The sequence below is a fragment of the Marinobacter sp. LQ44 genome (genome assembly GCF_001447155.2).
Lineage (GTDB): Bacteria > Pseudomonadota > Gammaproteobacteria > Pseudomonadales > Oleiphilaceae > Marinobacter.
Genome location: NZ_CP014754.1, coordinates 3,941,592 through 3,960,409 on the forward strand (window position 1 = coordinate 3,941,592; position 18,818 = coordinate 3,960,409).

At 57.5% G+C, this 18,818-nt stretch carries 16 protein-coding genes and 3 tRNA genes; 12 read left to right on the forward strand and 7 right to left on the reverse strand.

Annotated features, from left to right (window positions below; genetic code table 11):
- The first annotated feature begins 49 nt into the window (after positions 1 to 49).
- From ASQ50_RS18030 to gspD, 6 genes are all read left to right on the forward strand, one after another.
- Positions 50 to 619: an FxsA family protein gene (locus tag ASQ50_RS18030; RefSeq protein ID WP_058091816.1), complete on the forward strand. Its 570-nt coding sequence runs from the start codon at positions 50 to 52 to the stop codon at positions 617 to 619.
- 196 nt (positions 620 to 815) lie between these two features.
- Positions 816 to 1,103 (forward strand): co-chaperone GroES, encoded by a 288-nt coding sequence (groES, locus tag ASQ50_RS18035; protein ID WP_058091815.1) that lies wholly within the window; start codon positions 816 to 818, stop codon positions 1,101 to 1,103.
- A gap of 76 nt (positions 1,104 to 1,179) precedes the next feature.
- Complete coding sequence (groL, locus tag ASQ50_RS18040) at positions 1,180 to 2,829, forward strand: chaperonin GroEL (RefSeq protein ID WP_058091814.1); 1,650 nt, start codon at positions 1,180 to 1,182, stop codon at positions 2,827 to 2,829.
- Between the two features lie 168 nt (positions 2,830 to 2,997).
- Positions 2,998 to 3,789 carry a type II secretion system protein N gene (gspN, locus tag ASQ50_RS18045; protein WP_058091825.1) on the forward strand — a complete coding sequence of 264 codons (792 nt, stop codon included), beginning with the start codon at positions 2,998 to 3,000 and terminating at the stop codon, positions 3,787 to 3,789.
- Between the two features lies 1 nt (position 3,790).
- On the forward strand, positions 3,791 to 4,645 hold the full coding sequence (locus ASQ50_RS18050) for a type II secretion system protein N (protein WP_058091813.1): 855 nt from the start codon (positions 3,791 to 3,793) through the stop codon (positions 4,643 to 4,645).
- Between the two features lie 32 nt (positions 4,646 to 4,677).
- Positions 4,678 to 6,633, forward strand: coding sequence for a type II secretion system secretin GspD (gspD, locus tag ASQ50_RS18055; RefSeq protein ID WP_058091812.1), 1,956 nt, complete (start codon positions 4,678 to 4,680; stop codon positions 6,631 to 6,633).
- A 187-nt stretch (positions 6,634 to 6,820) separates the two neighbouring features.
- Here gspD and ASQ50_RS18060 read toward each other — a convergent pair whose 3' ends face one another.
- The 6 genes from ASQ50_RS18060 to purE form a co-directional block, all read right to left on the reverse strand.
- Positions 6,821 to 8,818, reverse strand: coding sequence for a M48 family metallopeptidase (locus ASQ50_RS18060; protein WP_058091811.1), 1,998 nt, complete (start codon positions 8,816 to 8,818; stop codon positions 6,821 to 6,823).
- 10 nt (positions 8,819 to 8,828) lie between these two features.
- On the reverse strand, positions 8,829 to 9,416 hold the full coding sequence (locus tag ASQ50_RS18065; protein ID WP_058091810.1) for a LemA family protein: 588 nt from the start codon (positions 9,414 to 9,416) through the stop codon (positions 8,829 to 8,831).
- 23 nt (positions 9,417 to 9,439) lie between these two features.
- Positions 9,440 to 11,500 carry a putative bifunctional diguanylate cyclase/phosphodiesterase gene (locus ASQ50_RS18070; protein ID WP_058091809.1) on the reverse strand — a complete coding sequence of 687 codons (2,061 nt, stop codon included), beginning with the start codon at positions 11,498 to 11,500 and terminating at the stop codon, positions 9,440 to 9,442.
- Positions 11,501 to 11,755: 255 nt separating this feature from the next.
- Positions 11,756 to 12,334 (reverse strand): superoxide dismutase [Fe], encoded by a 579-nt coding sequence (gene sodB / locus ASQ50_RS18075; RefSeq protein WP_058091808.1) that lies wholly within the window; start codon positions 12,332 to 12,334, stop codon positions 11,756 to 11,758.
- Positions 12,335 to 12,408: 74 nt separating this feature from the next.
- Positions 12,409 to 13,527, reverse strand: coding sequence for a 5-(carboxyamino)imidazole ribonucleotide synthase (locus tag ASQ50_RS18080; RefSeq protein WP_058091807.1), 1,119 nt, complete (start codon positions 13,525 to 13,527; stop codon positions 12,409 to 12,411).
- A gap of 174 nt (positions 13,528 to 13,701) precedes the next feature.
- Positions 13,702 to 14,193 carry a 5-(carboxyamino)imidazole ribonucleotide mutase gene (gene purE, locus ASQ50_RS18085; RefSeq protein WP_058091806.1) on the reverse strand — a complete coding sequence of 164 codons (492 nt, stop codon included), beginning with the start codon at positions 14,191 to 14,193 and terminating at the stop codon, positions 13,702 to 13,704.
- Positions 14,194 to 14,366: 173 nt separating this feature from the next.
- Here purE and ASQ50_RS18090 point away from each other — a divergent pair, with 173 nt between their 5' ends.
- The 6 genes from ASQ50_RS18090 to ASQ50_RS18115 all read left to right on the forward strand — a co-directional run bounded on the left by ASQ50_RS18090 (position 14,367) and on the right by ASQ50_RS18115 (position 17,115).
- On the forward strand, positions 14,367 to 15,323 hold the full coding sequence (locus ASQ50_RS18090; protein WP_058091805.1) for a hypothetical protein: 957 nt from the start codon (positions 14,367 to 14,369) through the stop codon (positions 15,321 to 15,323).
- Positions 15,324 to 15,471: 148 nt separating this feature from the next.
- Positions 15,472 to 16,329: a DUF2846 domain-containing protein gene (locus ASQ50_RS18095; protein WP_058091804.1), complete on the forward strand. Its 858-nt coding sequence runs from the start codon at positions 15,472 to 15,474 to the stop codon at positions 16,327 to 16,329.
- 49 nt (positions 16,330 to 16,378) lie between these two features.
- Positions 16,379 to 16,636 carry a hypothetical protein gene (locus ASQ50_RS18100; RefSeq protein WP_058091803.1) on the forward strand — a complete coding sequence of 86 codons (258 nt, stop codon included), beginning with the start codon at positions 16,379 to 16,381 and terminating at the stop codon, positions 16,634 to 16,636.
- Between the two features lie 190 nt (positions 16,637 to 16,826).
- A tRNA-Val gene (locus ASQ50_RS18105) sits at positions 16,827 to 16,902 on the forward strand.
- Between the two features lie 50 nt (positions 16,903 to 16,952).
- Positions 16,953 to 17,029: transfer RNA gene (locus tag ASQ50_RS18110), tRNA-Asp, on the forward strand.
- 10 nt (positions 17,030 to 17,039) lie between these two features.
- Positions 17,040 to 17,115 (forward strand) — tRNA-Val (locus tag ASQ50_RS18115).
- 135 nt (positions 17,116 to 17,250) lie between these two features.
- Here ASQ50_RS18115 and ASQ50_RS18120 read toward each other — a convergent pair.
- Positions 17,251 to 18,657 (reverse strand): 3-oxoacyl-ACP reductase, encoded by a 1,407-nt coding sequence (locus ASQ50_RS18120; RefSeq protein ID WP_058091802.1) that lies wholly within the window; start codon positions 18,655 to 18,657, stop codon positions 17,251 to 17,253.
- Positions 18,658 to 18,818 lie beyond the last annotated feature (161 nt).

Below are 18,818 nucleotides of genomic sequence, written 5' to 3' on the forward strand. Positions count from 1 at the left end.
GGTGGTTTACGTTCTCTGTGTGTCTGCATCGTTTTTATAAGGAGGCATTTTGCCCGTTTTCCTTTTTCTTTTCATTATTCTGCCCATCGCCGAGATGGTGGTTCTGATCAAGGTCGGCGGCCTGATCGGGGTGTTGAACACCATCGGGCTGGTGCTGCTGACCGCCGTCATTGGCGCCTGGTTGTTGCGCCAGCAGGGGTTGGCCACGTTGTTGCGGGCGAACCAGCGCTTGAACAGCGGCGAATTGCCGGCGAAGGAAGTGGCCGAGGGGCTGATTCTGGCCGTGGGCGGGGCCTTGTTGCTGACACCGGGGTTTATTACCGATGCGGTGGGGTTTGCCTGTTTGCTGCCGGGGTCCCGGCACTGGCTCGCGGCGAAGGCTTTGAAGCGAATGACGGTAGCCGGCCAGAGTCGGAGCTTTTATTTTGGCACAGGCGGTGGTGCCGGGCCATTCGGGCAGGGTCCGTTTGAAGGGCATGGACCGTTCCGGCCGCAGCGGCCGTTTGATCGGGATGCCAATGGCGACATTATTGAAGGTGAATACCAGGATCAGACGGAGAGCGATCGGGAACGCCTTGAGCGGGCACGGGAGCGCGGTGAGGGCGACGAAAAAAAGTGAAATTTTTTTCGCTCCGGGTGTTGAAAACGTTGGTGACAACCCCATTAACTCACCACAGATTCGTCTCGGGCTGAAAACTGCTGTCTATCAGTGGCTTGGATGCCGGGGCAATTTGTCCGGTCCGGGGTTCCGGCCAGACACTTTTAACATGCAATTGTCATTGCCACATTAATCTGACTATTGGAGAAACCGAGCAATGAAAATTCGTCCGCTACACGATCGTGTTGTCGTACGCCGTAAGGAAGAAGAAGAGAAAACTGCGGGTGGCATCGTGCTGCCGGGTAACGCCAAAGAGAAGCCTTCCCAGGGTGAGGTAGTTGCTGTGGGCAATGGCCGTATTCTGGATAACGGCGAAACCCGTGCACTGGCGGTCAAGGTGGGTGACACCGTGGTCTTCGGTCAGTATGCCGGTAACACCGTAAAGGTTGACGGTGAAGAGCTGCTCATCATGAGCGAAAGCGAAATCTACGGCGTGCTTGAGTGATCGCAGCAGCGTTAAGTACGAACGCTCATTAATCCGATCTTATTCAACTTCGGTTTAACGAACAGGAATAGAAGACATGGCAGCAAAAGACGTTAAATTCGGTGATAGCGCCCGCAAACGCATGGTTGCAGGTGTAAACATCCTGGCAGACGCCGTCAAGGTAACCCTGGGCCCGAAAGGCCGTAACGTGGTTCTGGAGAAGTCTTTCGGCGCTCCGACTGTGACCAAAGACGGCGTGTCTGTGGCCAAGGAAATCGAGCTGAAAGACAAGTTCGAGAACATGGGCGCGCAGATGGTCAAGGAAGTCGCTTCCCAGGCCAACGAAACCGCTGGTGACGGTACCACTACCGCAACGGTTCTGGCCCAGTCCATCGTCAATGAGGGCATCAAGGCAGTGACTGCCGGCATGAACCCGATGGATCTGAAGCGCGGTATCGACAAGGGCACGGCTGAAGCCGTTAAAGCCATTCGTGAAATGGCCAAGCCCTGCGACGACAGCCGCATGATCGCCCAGGTTGGTACCATCTCCGCCAACGGTGACGAGACCATCGGCAAGATCATTGCTGACGCCATGGAGCGCGTAGGCAAAGAAGGCGTCATTACCGTTGAGGAAGGTCGTGGCCTGGAAGACGAGCTGGACGTGGTTGAAGGCATGCAGTTTGACCGCGGCTACCTGAGCCCGTACTTCATCAACAACCAGGACAACATGTCTGCCGAGCTGGACGACCCGTACATCCTGCTGGTCGACAAGAAAATCTCCAACATCCGCGAACTGCTGCCGGTGCTGGAAGCTGTTGCCAAGGCTGGCAAGCCGCTGCAGATCATCGCCGAAGACATCGAAGGCGAAGCCCTGGCCACTCTGGTTGTGAACAACATGCGTGGCATCGTTAAGGTGAACGCGGTTAAAGCACCTGGCTTTGGTGACCGTCGTAAGGAAATGCTGCAGGACATCGCCATCCTGACCGGTGGTACCGTGATTTCCGAGGAAGTAGGCCTGACCCTGGAGAACACCACTCTGGATGACCTGGGTACTGCCAAGCGCGTTAACGTGACCAAGGAAAACACCACCATTATTGGCGGTGCCGGTGCGCAGAGCGACATTGAAGCCCGCGTTGAGCAGATCCGCAAGCAGATCGAAGACAGCACTTCTGACTACGACAAAGAGAAACTGCAAGAGCGCGTAGCCAAGCTGGCTGGCGGTGTTGCCGTGATCAAGGTTGGTGCCGGCTCTGAAGTGGAAATGAAAGAGAAGAAAGCCCGCGTTGAAGACGCGCTGCACTCCACCCGCGCCGCCGTTGAAGAAGGCATCGTAGCCGGTGGTGGTGTTACCCTGATCCGCGCCATTGCGGCCCTGGACAAGGTAGACGCCATCAACGAAGAGCAGAAAGCCGGCGTGAACATTCTGCGCCGTGCCATGGAAGCGCCGCTGCGTCAGATCGTATTCAACGCAGGTGGTGAGTCCTCTGTTGTGGTTGCCAAGGTGAAGGAAGGCGAAGGTTCCTTCGGCTTCAACGCCGCAACCGAGCAGTACGGCGACATGCTGGAAATGGGTATCCTGGATCCTGCCAAGGTCACCCGTTCTTCCCTGCAGGCGGCTGCCTCCGTAGCATCCTTGATCATCACCACCGAGGCGATGGTTGCGGACGAGCCTGAAGACGAGAAGTCTGGCGGCATGCCAGACATGGGCGGAATGGGCGGAATGGGAGGCATGGGCGGCATGATGTAATGCCGGCCAAGTCCCGACCAGATCTCAGTTTCTGAGGTCTGGCCCGATCTACCCCTGAAAAACCCCGCGCTGGTTCACACTGGTGCGGGGTTTTTCGTTATTTTTGTCATGAAGTTGCCCAATGGCTTTGTTAGACTCGGTTACCCGTTCATTAACGTGCAAAACTCAATGACTGAACCCCAAGCCAAGCCTTTCCTGCGCCCTGCCAAGATCCTGCTGCTGTTGCTGCTTGGCTTCCTGGTGTATGGGGTGGTGCTGGTGCTGTTGGTGCCGGCGGGGTGGGTTTGGCACCAGGCTTCCCGGCATATCCAGTTACCGCCGCAGGTAGTGGTGCAACAGGTGTCGGGTAGGCTCTGGGATGGCGCCGCAGGCGTTGTGGTTGCCGGTTTTCCAGCCCGGGTGCAGTGGACGTTGGGGTGGCCCTCGCTGACCGGGTTGGAGTTACCGATTGGATTTTCCCTGGTGTCGTCACAATCCCGGGTGGAGGGAACTGCTAGTATCGGTTGGCCGGGTAACCTGGATGTGACGGCCCGCGGCCGGATAGCGGTCGAGGAATTCGAAGATCTGATTCGTCAGAGTGGCGGAGCCATGATTGAAGGGGACGTCAGTATCGATCGACTGCGTCTGGTCTTCGCGGATAACCGATTGCAGCAAGCCGACGGTGTAGGGCGCTGGAATGGCGGGCTGGTTACCTGGCCTATGGGGAATCAGACCGGGCAGGCAGAGTTCCCGCCTATGCAGGCCAATATAGATACCACCGAGGGTGGCGTTGCGTTGACGGTATCGGAGCAGGGCGGCGATGGCCCCGCCGCAGATGCCAGTATTCTTTGGGACGGCATGATGGAGCTCAGGGTGTATAAGCGCATGGTTGACCTGGCGCAGCAGCCATGGCCCGACAGTGCGCGCCCGGGTGATGTAGTGTTCCGTGTTCGTCAGCCAATACTGCCGGGAGGGTTCTGACGTGGCAGGATTGGCAGTACATCATCAGGAGCGTCTATCCAGAGCCCTTGCAAACATTATTCTGGTCGCCCTGGTGGTTTATCTCAGTAGTTCGGCGGCCAAACTGACCTGGCTGTATGCATGGTCTGATCGGCCGGTTCCGGATGTACCGGCACAGTTGGGTGGCCAACCTGGTGCCCAGAACCGGGTGCCCCAGGCTTCCATCGCCGGTTACGAACTCTTCGGCCGGCCAGAGCAGCAGGCCGGTGTGGCAGAGGTTGTTCGCCGCAGCGCACCGGAAACCGGGTTACGGTTGCGCCTTGAGGGGGTGCTGATAGGGCAGCGGCCGGAAGACTCCGGTGCTATAGTTGCCGGAAGCAATGGTGAAACCGAGTATTACCGGGTAGGTGAAACCCTGCCCGGTAATGCAGAGCTGGCCGAGGTGGAATCAGACCGCATTCTGATTCGGCGTGGCGGCCGCTATGAGTCACTCGCATTTGAAGAACAGCTGGACTCTTCGGTAATGGTTGCGGACGCACAGGTTCAGGCGGCAGAATCGCCCGATGATTTCCTGGCCGGGGCCAGGCAGCAGCTGGATGCAGAAGGGGCTGCGGCACTGGCGGCTTATGGCTTGCGGCCAGCGGATGACAGCGGCGCTTCTGGGTATGTGTACGATGGCTCCAACCCGATGCTCAATGCGGTCAATCTGCGCCAGGGCGATGTCATTACTGCCATTAACGGTCAGCGCCTGGGTGATGTAGAACAGGATAAATCCCTGCTGGAAGACTGGCGCAGCCAGGCCCAGCTGGATATCGAGATAGAACGAGACGGCTCCATACTGACCGTTAGCTATGCCATACCCGAGCAGTGGCGCTGATCGGGAACATTACAACAGGACGATATCGCCAGATGTATAACCACAAGACCAACGTACTCCGGACCCTCGTGTTTCTTCTGCTGTTGCCGATCCTATCGGTGGCTCAGGCACAGGATGAAACCTGGCGGTTGAACCTCAAGGATGCGGACATCCGGGCCTTTGTCACTCAGGTGGCGGATATTACCGGGTACAGTTTTGTGGTGGACCCCAGGGTAAAGGGCAAGGTGACCGTGCTGTCCAGTGCGCCCATGAACAAGCACGAAATCTATGATCTGTTTCTGGCGGTATTGAATGTGCACGGTTTCACCGCCATTCCCGGGGAAGAAGTCATCAAGATTATCCAGCAGGTGGATGCAAAGCAGTCTGCCGAGATTCTGGATCGATTCGAGGTTACCCCATCTGAACAGCTGATTACCCGGGTTATCCAGATTGATAATGCCAATGCCCTGGAGTTGGTGCCGATCCTGCGGCCGCTGGTGGCCAAGTATGGTCATCTGGCCGGTGTGGCTGCGGCAAATGCCCTGATTGTCAGTGATCATTCATCGAACATTCAGCGAATTGAGCAGATTGTTCGCGAACTCGACAGCCCTTCCAAATACGAGGTTGAAGTTATCCAGCTCAGGGAAGCCTGGGTGGGTGACATGGTCAAACTCCTGCAGGAGCTCGCGCCCGATGAATTGCGTCGTGGCAGCGGTGACAGTTCCGCGAGAAAGTACAGCGTGACGGCGGATGAGCGGAGCAATCGGCTGATTCTCAGGGGCGACGAGACTTTTCGTGACAAAATGCGGGGCTTGATTCGTCAGCTTGATCAGCCCTCGGCAACTGGCGGCACGACAAAAGTCATCCGACTCAAGCACGCTGACTCCAAAGCCCTGACCGAAATTCTAAAGGGCGTGATGGGCGAAGTGGTGCGGGAATCGAGTACCGGCGGTGGCTCCGGGGGCAGTGGCTCATCGGGTAGCCGTTCGGCAAGCTTCTCGGTGTTCGCCGATGAAGGTTTGAATGCGCTGGTTGTCCGTGGCGAGCCGTCGTTGATGCAGGAGGCCGAGCAGATTGTGGCCGCTCTGGATGTGCGCCGGGCTCAGGTGATGATTGAAGCGGCGATTGTCGAGATCAGTGACGAGCTGGGCGATCAGTTGGGTGTGCAGCTGGCGGCGGGTGATGAGTCTGCCAACGCCTTCCCGGTGATGGGCACTAACCTTACCAGTGGTGAGGGCATGCTGGGGCTGAACTCGGTGATTGGTGCGCTGGTAGGCGATACCCTGCCGCAGTTGGGCGGCGGCATTACCGTTGGCGCTGGCCAGCGGGATCGGGACGGTCTCACCTGGGGGATTCTGATTCAGGCGCTGTCTTCCTCATCCGCTGCCAACCTGCTTTCGACACCGAGCATCATTACCCTGGATAATCAGGAATCCGAGATTATTGTGGGCCAGAACGTGCCGTTCAGAACGGGGCAGTCGACGGTCACCGGTGATGGAACCACCAACCCGTTTACCACCATTGAACGCCGTGACGTTGGTCTCTCCCTCAAGGTAACACCGACCATCAGTGCCGACGGCCTGGTTCGGCTGGTGGTCGAGCAGACCACCGAGGATATCTCTACCACGACGGTCTCGGGCGCTTCCGATCTGATCACCAACAAACGTGAAATCAAAACCACCGTGCTTGCCGATGACGGTGAAACCGTGGTTCTGGGCGGGCTGATCAAGGATGACTTCCAGGTCAACAAGAGTAAGGTACCGCTGCTGGGAGATATCCCATTGCTTGGGCGCCTGTTCTCCTCGGAGTCTGAAACCCGCATCAAGCGTAACCTGCTGGTCTTCCTGAGGCCGACCATCATGCTCGGCAAAGACGAGAGCGTGGCTGCCACTACCGAGAAGTTTAACCAGCTGTGGGACGTAAACCTTGAAGTCCGCGAAAAGCTCGGCCTGCCCGCCCCGGAAGACCAGCCCTCGGTGGATATGCTGTTCCAGGGGCGCAGGCAATAGGGTCAAGGGGTCTGTCCCCAAAGGGGACTGACCCATTTTGGCAGGCTAGGTACGTGGTTAGACTTGGGTGCAACAGACGGGCAAAAGTGGGTCTGTCCTCCAGGGTCTGTCCCCGCATGGGGACTGACCCATTTTGGAAGACTAGGTACGTGGTCAGGCTTGGTTGCCGCAGACGGGCAAAGGTGGGTCAGTCCCCGTTCGGGGACAGACCCCTTAGTGGCATCGGGCAATCCAGCTGGTCTGCTACCAGCCGCATTAACTCATACTCCCGCACATCCACCTTGCCATCGTGGGTCACGCAGTAGCCGCAGGCGTCGATGACGGCGGGCTTCAGCAGCGGCGACAGCCGATTCAGTATTTCCAGCGCTTCTCTCAGTTCCCGCATGGACACCTTTCCGGCTCTGCTTTCTTCCTGACCGGTACCAAAGCCGGCCATGGCTTCGAGATACAGCTTGTCCGCATCCTCAGGGGTGTCGGTGCCGGCCCGGGCAAACAGGCTGAGCAGGCGCCGCAGGGCCGGCATCACCTGGCGATAATTCCGGTATTTGACCGGTACAACCTGTTCTGCGCCAAGCCCGAGATGCCGGTTCAGGAAGGTGGTCAGGGCCAGCTCGAACAGGCTGACCCGGTTGTCGGCTGCGACCAGCTTCTGAACGTTTTCAAGCAGGGCGTCGCGTTCGTCCGGGTCCAGTTTCCGCAATGCCGGCATGGCCAGTTCCAGTACCGGGAAGCGTGCAGTTTCACCCAGTCTTGCCAGGGCCGGCAGCATCTTGTCCAGCAGGTCTGGCTGAGCGCCCAGTAGCGGGTGATCGGTTAACAGCGCCAGCCGTTGTTTCTGGATGCTCGGCGAAAGATCAAAGATCAGCAGGGCATAGCACAGCTGAATTGCGCCGGCGCGGGTGTAGAGCAGGTTACGGAAGGTGGATGGCAATTGTTCCAGAAGCTGGACGGCAAAGGCTTCGCTCTGGGCGCTGACGGTGCCTACCCGTGTGGACAACTTTTCAGCCAGCTGTGGAGTGTCGGGTGCCAGGGAAGAGCGCACCGGTGATGAGCTACCACGGCCCCTGGCAGGCGCGACAACTTGGTTGACCAGATCGTTCAGGCCAGCCTTGCCGGCCGGCCTCGCGGTGCTCTGGCGCTGCTTTTGGCTTGGTTCCGTGTCTCTCAGGCGGCTGCGCAGGCGAGCCAGCATGCCGGGCTGGATGGCATTGATGCGTTCGTTGATGGGCGGGTGGGACGCGAGCAGGGTGCTGAACTTCATCCGTGCCGACTCGCCAAAACACATGTGGTTCATATCGCTGGCATGGCTGGTGGTGTCCAGGTAGCCGCCCTTCATGCCAATTTTGAACAGGGCGCTGCCTATGCCCTCGGGGTTACGGGTAAATTGTACGGAGGAGGCGTCCGCCAGCATTTCCCTTTGCCGGGATACCGCAGCCTGAATCAGCCGGCCGAAGAACACACCCACATAGCCGATGATCATCAGGGCCAAACCGATCAGGCCCATTGCAGCCTGCGCACGGCCATCCCGATTTCGGCTTCGGCCGCCGCTGTAGAAACCTGCCCGAAGCAGGAACTGGCCAATCTGACCAAGCATCAGAATGCCGGCCAGCAGCGCAATCAGCCGGACGTTAATGCGCATATCGCCATTCAATATATGGCTGAACTCGTGCCCCACCACGCCCTGAAGCTCGTCTCTGGTGAGGTGGGTAAGTGCGCCGTGGGTAACCACCATAACGGCCTCACCAGGCGTGTAGCCGGCCACAAAGGCGTTGATGCTGGTTTCGTTGTCCATCACGTACAGGTCTGGCACGGGCACGCCACTGGCGATGGCCATTTCCTCCACGATGTTGCGAAGCTTGCGTTCTTCAGGATCGTTGGTGTCGGGCTCAATCGGGCGGGCGCCCACCATTTTGGCCACCCGGCTACCGCCACCGGCCAGGTCTGCCCAGCGAACCAGCGAGCCGACCCCTATAAGCAACACCACCGCAAGTGCGGTGGTGAGCCCGTGGCTGGAGGTGAGCCAGTAATGGAAGGGTAGAGCCGAGGTTTGGCTGCGGGTGACCAGATACCCGACCAGGCAAACAGCCAGGGTAATCAATGTGACGGCTGTCAGAAACAGGACGATTAACAGGCCGGTATTGCGCCGGGCATGGGCCTGGCGCTGGAAGAAACCGGGGTTTGCCATGATTCAGGCCTCAGAAGCTGACTTTTGGTACCTGGCGCGCTTCCGGGGTTTCCAGTTGCAGCTGGGCGGTTTCCTTGAAGGCAAACATGCCGGCAACAATATTGTTCGGGAACTTCTCGCGGAAAATGTTGTAGGTCATCACGCCGTCATTGTAGGCCTGGCGGGCAAAGGCCACCCGGTTTTCGGTGCTGGAGAGTTCTTCCATCAGTTGCTGGATGGTTTCGTTGGCTTTCAGTTCCGGGTAGTTTTCAGAAACGGCGTAGAAGTTTGCCAGGGCTTTGGTCAGCAGGTTCTCGGCACTGCCCAAACGCTGGATCTTGGTGCCGTCCCCCGGGTCTTTCGCCGCGTCTTTCTGGGCGCTGACGGCGTTGTTGCGGGCTTCCATCACCTGGGTCAGCGTCGATTTTTCGTGAACAAGGTAGGCCTTGGCGGCTTCCACCAGGTTGGGAATCAGGTCATGGCGGCGCTGTAGCTGCACATCAATCTGCGCAAAGCCATTCTTGAACTGATTACGCAGCGATACCAGGTTGTTGTAGATAAACACCAGGTACAGTATGACAACGGCAATAACAACAAGGCCGATGACGGTCGTTCCCATGACTACTCCTCAGGGTGAAAGGTTCAGGCGTTATTTTCCACGATACGGGCATGGAAAGTCTGTACAAACGTCTCAAATTCCTTGGGTGGCAGTGGCTTGCTGAAAAAGTACCCCTGGGCCAGTTTACAACCACGCTGGCTCAGATAGTACTCTTGCTCAGCGGTTTCAACCCCTTCGGCCACAACGGTGAGGTTCAGGCTTTTGCCAAGATCAATGATGGTGTTGGCAATTCGTGTGTCTTCCTCGTTGACCAGCAAGTCCCGAATGAACTGCTTGTCGATTTTCAGGTGCTGAACCGGCATCTGCTTCAGGTAGGTGAGAGACGAGTATCCGGTGCCAAAATCGTCCACCGCGATGCTGATGCCTGCCCGATGCAGGCGATGCAGCTTGGCCACGGCGTCGGTGAGATTGGTCATGAAGCTGGTTTCGGTGACCTCAAGCTCTAGCCGGCCGGCGGGAATGTTGTGGCGTTTCAGGGTGTTCAGGATGTCATCGACGATGGATTCCTGGCGAAGCTGAACAGCAGACAGGTTCACGGCAATTCTGAGGGGAGAACCTTCACTGGCCCATCGAGCGGCTTGCCAGCAGGCCTGGTCCAGTACCCATTGGCCAATCTCGACGATGGCGCCATTGGACTCGGCAACGGGGATGAAGTGATCAGGAGGAATCATGCCTCGCTCGGGATGTTCCCAGCGCAGCAGTGCTTCGGCACCGATAATGCGTTTGGTCTCGAGGTTGATCTGAGGCTGGTAAACCAGATGGAACTCGTGGTTTGCCAGTGCGTTACTCAGGTCTTTCTCAAGCTGTTTGCGCTCCCGGATCTCCTGATCAATGCTGGCTACGTAGAACTGGAAATGATTGTGTCCGTTCTGTTTGGCCAGTGCCATGGTCTGTTCTGCGCTTTGCAGAAGCCGGTCGGCCTGGTCAGCATCGGAGGGGAACAGGGCAATACCCAGGGTAGCCGTCATGGATATGCGATGGTTGCCGGCGTTGATCGGGGTGGCGAAGCTGCCCAGAATCTTTTCGGCGGTATCGGCTGCCTGAAATCCATCGCGAAGCCGCTTCTCGACAACGACAAACTGGTCGCTGCCCAGCCGGGCAACACTGAACCGTTCCGAAGGCAGGTTGGCGGTCAGGCGACTGGCGACCGTCTGCAATATGGTGTCGCCAGTTCGGAAGCCGCACTGTTCGTTCACGGATTTGAAGTCATCAATGCCGCAAACCATCAATGCCAGTGTGCCATGGGATTCCCTGGCAGACACGATGTCGTGTTGCAGGTCTTCCATGAATGCATCGCGGCTGGGCAGCCCGGTCAGAGTGTCATAGCGTGCCAGGCGGTTGACCCGATCTTCGGCTTCCTGATGCCTTTTCTGGCTCTCAGCGATAGAGACCAGAAGATTATTGGTGGCGTTCACCCATAGCCCAAGCTCGTCTGCCCGATGTCCGTCCGGAACCGCAATCAGCCGGTCGTCGGGCCGTGCCGGGTCGACTTTGCGAACGGATTGTACAATGCGTAAAAGGGGGCGGGTAAGCACCAGATGGAACACCACGAACAGTACAAGGCCCAGAATCAGTGCCAGTGCAATGCCCGAACCAAAGGTGATCAATGCGCGGTTCAGCCAGTTCTCAGCGATAGGGGCAGTGTCGTAGCGCACTTCAAGGTAGCCGTAGATCGTGTCTGGGCTGGTGCCTCGGTGCAGGCTTTCGCGGTATTCACGAATGCTGCCGAAAATGGGGTCGGTAATTGGGCGGAATGCCCGGTTTTGCAGTGGCCTGAGCCGGCCGCCCAATTGGTCGCCATCCGGGTGAGAAATGCGAGCCAGGTGAATGGGCTCCAGCGCGAAAAGGCCATCAACCACTTGCTGGGCCAGGGTGTCATCAATACTGAAAGCGGACTGGGTGGCGGCGTAACGAACCATTGCCATGGTCTGGTTGGCCTGGCGTTCCAGTTCCATGGATACCCGCCTGGCGTCGAGAGCAACCTGAACGGTGCTGACCAGGATGCCTGTCAACAGGGCGACAATCAGCACCCAGCGCAGGATTCGGTATCCCAGGTGATTTTCAACTTTGAAGGCAGTTTGCATTCCGAGTCTTGTGGCTCATCTGTCCGGATTGTTCTTGAGTGCCGGCGCCGGGGTCAGGCCTGCCGTTTACGACAGTATGGTTCAGATTTTTTGCAACTGCATGGAGTATGGCCGATTTTTTCAAATAATCATGGGTGGGCGTGTATCGATTTGTTGCGGTTTTGTCGCATCTGGATACAGAAACGCCCGCCAGGCTGACCTGGCGGGCGTTCAGGCGGAAGCGGCCGGGCAGCTTCCGATGGCACTACTCTGTGATCAGGCCAGATTTTCGTTAACGAAATTCCAGTTGACCAGGTTCCAGAAGCCTTCGAGGTAGTTCGGGCGGCTGTTCCGGTAGTCGATGTAGTAGGCGTGTTCCCAGACGTCAACGGTCAGTACCGGCTTGTCAGCGCCGGTCAGCGGAGTTTCCGCATTGCTGGTATTGACGATGGCTACGCTGCCGTCGGCCTTCTTCACCAGCCAGGTCCAGCCTGAGCCGAAGTTGTTGGCGGCTTTGTCGTTGAATTCTTTCTTGAACTCTTCGAAAGAACCAAATGCCTTCTCGATCGCCTCTTTGGCAGCGCCAGTGGGCTCGCCACCGCCGTTCGGGCTCAGGCAGTTCCAGAAGAAGGTGTGGTTCCATACCTGCGCAGCGTTGTTAAACAGTGGGCCGCTCGCGCTCTTGATAATGTCTTCCAGGGATTTGCTGGCATTATCGGTGCCGTCGATCAGGCCATTCAGCTTGGTGACGTAGGTCTGGTGATGCTTGCCGTAATGGTATTCCAGGGTTTCCTGGGACATGTGCGGTTCCAGTGCGTTTTTTTCGTAAGGCAGTGCGGGAAGTTCAAATGCCATGAGGTCGTTCTCCCTGTCTCTCTGTTTATGTTGAATGTGTACGTCACAGCAATATAAGGGCGATTTGAGCTAAATCAACCCCTTGGTGTAAGAGTACTTGTAAACTCGGGGCTGCCGGGCAGGAACTGTGCGCAGTTCCGGACCCGCCAAACCAGCTCTTCATAGCTGTCGGCCAGAATATTTACATGCCCCAGCTTGCGCCCCGGGCGCTCACCTTTATTGTAGAGGTGAACATGAGCGTAGGGCAGTTCCAGTATGCGTTCAATGTCTCCATGCTCGCCGATGATGTTTATCATGCAGCTAAGCCCCCGGGCTTCCACATTACCCAGGGCATGGCCGCTGACAGCGCGAATGTGGTTTTCAAACTGACTGGTCATGGCGCCTTCGATGGTCCAGTGCCCGGAGTTGTGCACTCGCGGCGCCATTTCGTTGGCGACCAGCCCGTCATTGGTTTCAAAAAGCTCGAGGGTTAATACGCCCACGTAGTTCAATTCGTTCAGCAGAGATTTGATGTATTTCTCTGCGTCTTGCTGAATGTGTGCCTGAAGGGCAGGCGCGGGAGCAATGGAATAACGAAGGATGCCTTCGTGGTGGGTGTTCTCGGCGATGGGGTAGAAGGCCAGGTCGCCGTCCTCGGCGCGCACGGCAATAATCGATACTTCACGTTTGAAGTTGACGAACTTTTCGACGATCACCCGTGGGTGCCCGATGCTGCTCCAGGCGGCTTGTGCTTCTTCCGGTGTTTTCAGGACGGCCTGGCCTTTGCCGTCGTAGCCTTCGGTGATGGACTTGGCAATCACCGGGCAGCCGAGTTCTTCGGCAGCGGCTTTGAGTGACTCGGCGCTGTCTGCAATTTGCCATTGGGGTGTGGGGATGCCCAGGCGGCCGAACAGGGTCTTTTCGGCTTCGCGGTTCTGGCAAACTTCCAGGGCTCTGGGGCAGGGATGCACGGGTTTGTGTTTGGCGAGTTCTTCTGCCACGGTGACGGGCAGGTGTTCGAATTCGTAGGTAACGCGGTCCACCCGGGAGATGAAGTCGTCCAGGTATTGGCCGTCACGGTCGATGATCACTTCGCCAAGGCCGGCGCTGGGGCTGCCGGACATGTCATAGAGCACGAAGTCTTTGGCCAGGGGGTAGCCTGCGAGGGCTAGCATGCGGCCTAGCTGGCCGGCGCCAAGTACACCAATTCTCATGTAATTTCTCCTGCCACTGTTTCGGCTCTGACATTGGTGGTGTGAGCAGTTCGGGGAAGGCTTTCCAAAACACGCTCAAGCCCATCCATGGGGCGCTTGGGCTTCGCCATCCATGGCTCCGCACAGTTTTGGAAAGCCTTCCCCGAACTGCTCATCCAGCCTTTGGAGTTGGCTTCACTGATCTCTGGGATCAGGGTTATCCAGAATTGTTTGTGTCTGTTTCGCTCTGAACTCGTCAACAGCCTTGCGGACGCCATCATCAGACGTGCCGATAATCTGTGCTGCCAGCAGACCAGCGTTGGTTGCCCCGGCTTTGCCGATAGCCAGGGTGCCAACGGCGATGCCGCCGGGCATCTGTACGATAGACAGCAGTGAATCCAGGCCGTTCAGGGCCTTTGATTGTACCGGAACGCCCAGTACTGGCAGAGAGGTCTGGGAGGCAACCATGCCGGGCAGGTGCGCGGCACCGCCGGCGCCTGCAATGATGACTTTCAGGCCGCGGTCGGCTGCGGTTTTGGCGTAGTCAAAGAGCAGGTCGGGGGTGCGGTGGGCGGAGACCACCCGGGTTTCGTAGGCGACGCCGAGTTTCTCGAGCATGTCGGCGGCGTGTTCCATGGTGGGCCAGTCGGATTTCGAGCCCATGATGAGTCCTACAAGCGGCTGCATATGCAACTGTCCTGTGATAATTGGAAAGCCGGCCATTGTATGTTTTGCCTACCTACCATGCAACACAGGGTGGGCGTGGTTCCGGTAATCTTTAAAAGGCTTCATTTTAACGGATTGTTAAGTGCGGGTATTATCGTGGCTGACATTTTGACCATCCCGATTCAGGAGTAGTAATGGAACCCATTCGCCCGGACGATGACGAGCTGAGAGCTGAGCCCCCTATTGGTGGCGCCGAGCCCAGAAAACCTGATGGGCAAAAGAGGAAATCGGCCAGTAAACGGCAGAAGCCCCCAAAGCCGCCGAAACCGGAGAAGACGTCTGGCGGTGGCGGCCCGGGAGGTGGGTTGTTGATGTGGCTTTTGTTGGTGGTCGTGGCCGCAGGCGCGGGTGCCGGCTGGTATGTTCAGAATGAGCGTATTGAAGCCCTGGAGGGGCAGCTGGAAGAGGCCGATTACTGGGCTCGGCAGAGTAAGCTGGCGCTGGCCCGTTTTGAGGGTGAATTATCGGAAACCGGGGAGTCGCTGCAGGAGCGGGGAGCTTCCCTGGAGGAGAAGATTGCAGCTAATGACAAGCGCCTGGATTCAGCAGACAGTGAAATCCGTAAGCTCTGGGTGGTTGCCAACGAACGCAATAAGAAGCGTCTCGATGAGCATCAGCAAAGGTTGGCGGAGGTTGATGATCAGCTTGCCCAGGCAAACAAGTTGGTGGCTGATCTGACCGCATCGTTGGAGCAGGCGCGCAACGGTTTGTCAGCAGATGTGGCGCAGGTGCGGCAGCGACTTGACGATTCCGTTGCTTCGCTGGAGCGGGCCAACCAGGAGGCGACGCAGCAGTTGACGCGGCTGAGCCAACAGATCGGGGATGTGGATCAGGTTGTTGAGAGCCGGATAAGGCGGTTTGAGCAGGAACAGAAGCTGGGGATCAGTGGCATGGAGGGCCAGATTGCCGTGCTGGAGCAGAAGATGGACGCCATGGCGGGCGACGGCGAGGTCCGGGCTTTGAGGAATCAGCTGTCTGAGCTCAAGAAAACCGTTGATGCGGTGGATGCGTCGCGGTCTCAGCTTACTTCCCGGCTGGTCAGGCTGTCGGAGGAGGTAAACCAGCTTCGCTCGCAGGTTTCCGGAAACTAGACCCTCTTGTTCCTGCGAAGGCTTGGCTTCCAGGGTGCTTTGGGGGTGAATGTAACGATTTGTATTCATCCCTTGCGGTAGCTCTCATTTCTATTGAGTGGCAGTTGATATCATCGGCTAACTCGATAGGGATGAAGAGTGCATAACAATGAAAAAACGAGTGCCTTACCTTCGGAACGCTATCGCCCTGTTGTGTGTGGTGGCGCTCTCCGGTTGTACCATCTATCAATCTATTGGCAAGAGCGTGGGAGCTTTCCTGCATCCTGTGTCGGGGCATGACTTTGTCCATATCGACACCGATGCCTGGGACCAGAGCAATGCCGTGTTGTACTTTTATCGCACCCACTCCCAATGGGCGGCGGATGAGATCGAGTCTCCCAGCGTCTACATTGACGACAAGCACTACTTCAATATACGCAACAACAGCTACACCTGGCTTGAAGTGAAACCCGGTGATCGGCACATCGCCATGCGGCGGCCACTGCTGGGGCTTGAAGGGCTGAATTCGTTCAGCTTGAGCCTGATTGCCGATGCCACACTGCGGGTTGAGCCCGGCAAGATCTATTACCTGCGTTACAACGAGCTGACCGAGCCGGAGCGGCGCCATCCGGATCTGGACCCGGATCATCCTCTGGCCAGTGGCGATCTGCAGCTGGTGACCCGTGACTACGCCATGCAGTCTGGTCAGATTGTTTCGACTCTGTTCCTCAACAGCGATCTGCTGGCGCCGAATCATGCTGGTGCTTCCATTGTTGAGGTCAATGAAGACATGGATTACAAGAAGCGAAAGGCGGCGTTGGAGGAAGAGCGGGAGCTTGAGATTGAGCAGCTGAAACAACAGGGTAAGTATGAGTCTGCCTCCTGGTACTGGCCGTTCGGTGGTGGCCCCACAGAGCCCCTTGAGGCGGATCAGAAGCTGGAGGCGCTGGAGCGGGATTACGCAAAGCTGGAATTGGAACGTAAGCAGCGGCGTGAAGAGGAATCCGGCGGCTGGTGGATTTTCTGAGCGAGGGTTGTCTACACTGGAGTTGGTTGACTGCGGTGAGATAAAAACAATGTCGCTCAAAGATAATCTGGTAGTTCGATTCGAGAAAGTGGCGGGGCGCCTGGTGCCCTATCTGGAAGAGTCCTGGCGGGATGTCATGGTTAAGCTGGATGATCTCAACCGTTCGCTGGCCAGTCAGGCGATTCCGAATGAACGGCGAGACAAAGTCAGTGAGTTGGCGTTGCGTCAGAAGGGCGAGCAGGCGGGCCAGAAAACCGGGGAGGTGCGCGACTTTCCTGGCGGGCGCAAACGGCACACAAGCTCCTGATTTTGATTAATAAATGCTCAGGTAATGCCGGGTCAGAAAAAATTCATGAATTTTCCGGAAAACATTTGACACGGTGAGTGAAATGCTTAAAATGCGCGTCTCACTTGGTTGATGCAGCAAGGCTGAATCAACAAGCGCCAAGCGCAACAAGTGACCGCTTTGAGCCTGAAGAACAGTAAGGCCACGAAGTGGGTGGTTAGCTCAGCTGGGAGAGCATCGCCCTTACAAGGCGAGGGTCGCAGGTTCGATCCCTGCACCACCCACCATTTTCAAGCGGTTTCAGGTTCGGCGTTTATTTACAGCGTTGAATCGATGCGGAGCGGTAGTTCAGTTGGTTAGAATACCGGCCTGTCACGCCGGGGGTCGCGGGTTCGAGTCCCGTCCGCTCCGCCAACTTTTTCCCGGGTGGTTAGCTCAGCTGGGAGAGCATCGCCCTTACAAGGCGAGGGTCGCAGGTTCGATCCCTGCACCACCCACCAGATGTGAAGAAAAGCAGATCCAAGCGGATCTGTTTTTTTTCGCCTGAAGGAAAGTCTGATCGTTTCCCTGATACAAAAAACCGGGAGCTCAATGCCCCCGGTTTCTCGTCGTTCAGGCTTTTGCAAGGCCCGGCATCATTTGCCGATCAGCGACTGCCCGCACACCCGCACAACGTTGCCGTTAACGCCGGCAGAAGCCGGGTTGCAGTACCAGGCAATGGCTTCTGCCACGTCTACGGGTTGTCCGCCCTGAGACAGACTGTTCATGCGCCGGCCCGCTTCGCGGATGGTGAATGGCATGGCGGCGGTCATCTGGGTTTCGATGAAGCCGGGGGCAATGGCGTTGATGGTTATGCCGTTTTTCAGGTGCTTCGCCATAGACTCTACATAACCGATCACACCGCTCTTGGCGCAGGAATAGTTGGTCTGGCCGAAGTTGCCGGCAATACCGCTGATGGAGGAAATGCACACAATACGGCCGTTGTCGCGCATCAGCTTGCGCTCGGCCAGTTCTTCATCGATCAACTCTTCAGCAGTCAGGTTGACAGCGATCGTCATATCCCAGAAGTGCTCTGGCATGTTTCCGAGGGTTTTGTCGCGGGTAATGCCGGCGTTGTGAACCACAAAATCAACCCCGCCGGTTTCTTTTTCGATGAAATCTGCTATCAGCTTGGGTGCCTTTTCTTCCGTAATGTCGCAGGCCAGCGCCTTGCCTTTGGTGGCGTCGGTTACTTTCTGCAGTTCCTCCAATGCCGGGGGGATATCCAGGCCGATAACGGTTGCGCCGTCACGGGCCAGGGTTTCTGCAATGGCTGCGCCAATGCCCCGGGAGGCGCCAGTGACCAGGGCTACTTTGCCGGCCAGCGGAGCCACCGGGTTGGTGGCTTTGGCCTCCTCTGCTTTGCCAATACGCACCGCCTGGCCGGAAACATAAGCCGAGCGTGCAGACAGGAAGAAGCGAACCGTGGAATCCAGCTGGTTCTCGGCGTTCGGAGCCATCCATACCAGGTTGGCCGTGCAGCCCTTCTTGCCGATTTCCTTGCCAACGGCGCGGACAAAGCCTTCAAGGGCTTGCTGGGCGGCGGCCTGGGGTGCCTTCCGGCAGGTGTGAGGGTCCTGGCCTATCACCAGCACTCGGCCATTGGACGCCAGTTTGCGGATGGTCGGATGGAAAAAGTCGTACAGGGCGCGCAGTTCCTGAGGGGTTTTGAGACCGGTCGCATCGAATACCAGGGCTGAGAACTTTCCGTTCACTTCGCCGGACACATCCAGCGCCTTGGCTTTGTTGCCCGCCTGAGCGGAGTCCGCCAGGGTTTCGATGCCCGTGGCATGGTGCAGGCCCGCCGGGCTGGCGCCAATGATTGAGCCGAGCGTGGCGATAGCGCGGGCACCGGCGCCTGCACCAATCAATACGTCGCCTTCAATAAATGGCTGGTCGACCCGCTTCAGGCGGTTGAGGGGCGCCGGGGAGGGCAAGCCCAGCGACTGTGCAGCGGTTTTGCCAACCGGAGTGTTAACCAGTTTCAGGTAGAGGTCAGACATGATGTTCTTCCTTGTGAGTTTGGTTGAGTATGAAATAGCCCAAAGGGTAAAGCTTCTGCCAGTTATTGGATTGACTCAACTCAGTCATGGCGTTGTCAGAGTTGCCAATGAGCAACGGGCGCCAGGCGCTAGACTCTGGGCTAACCTGAATCAAACCACTT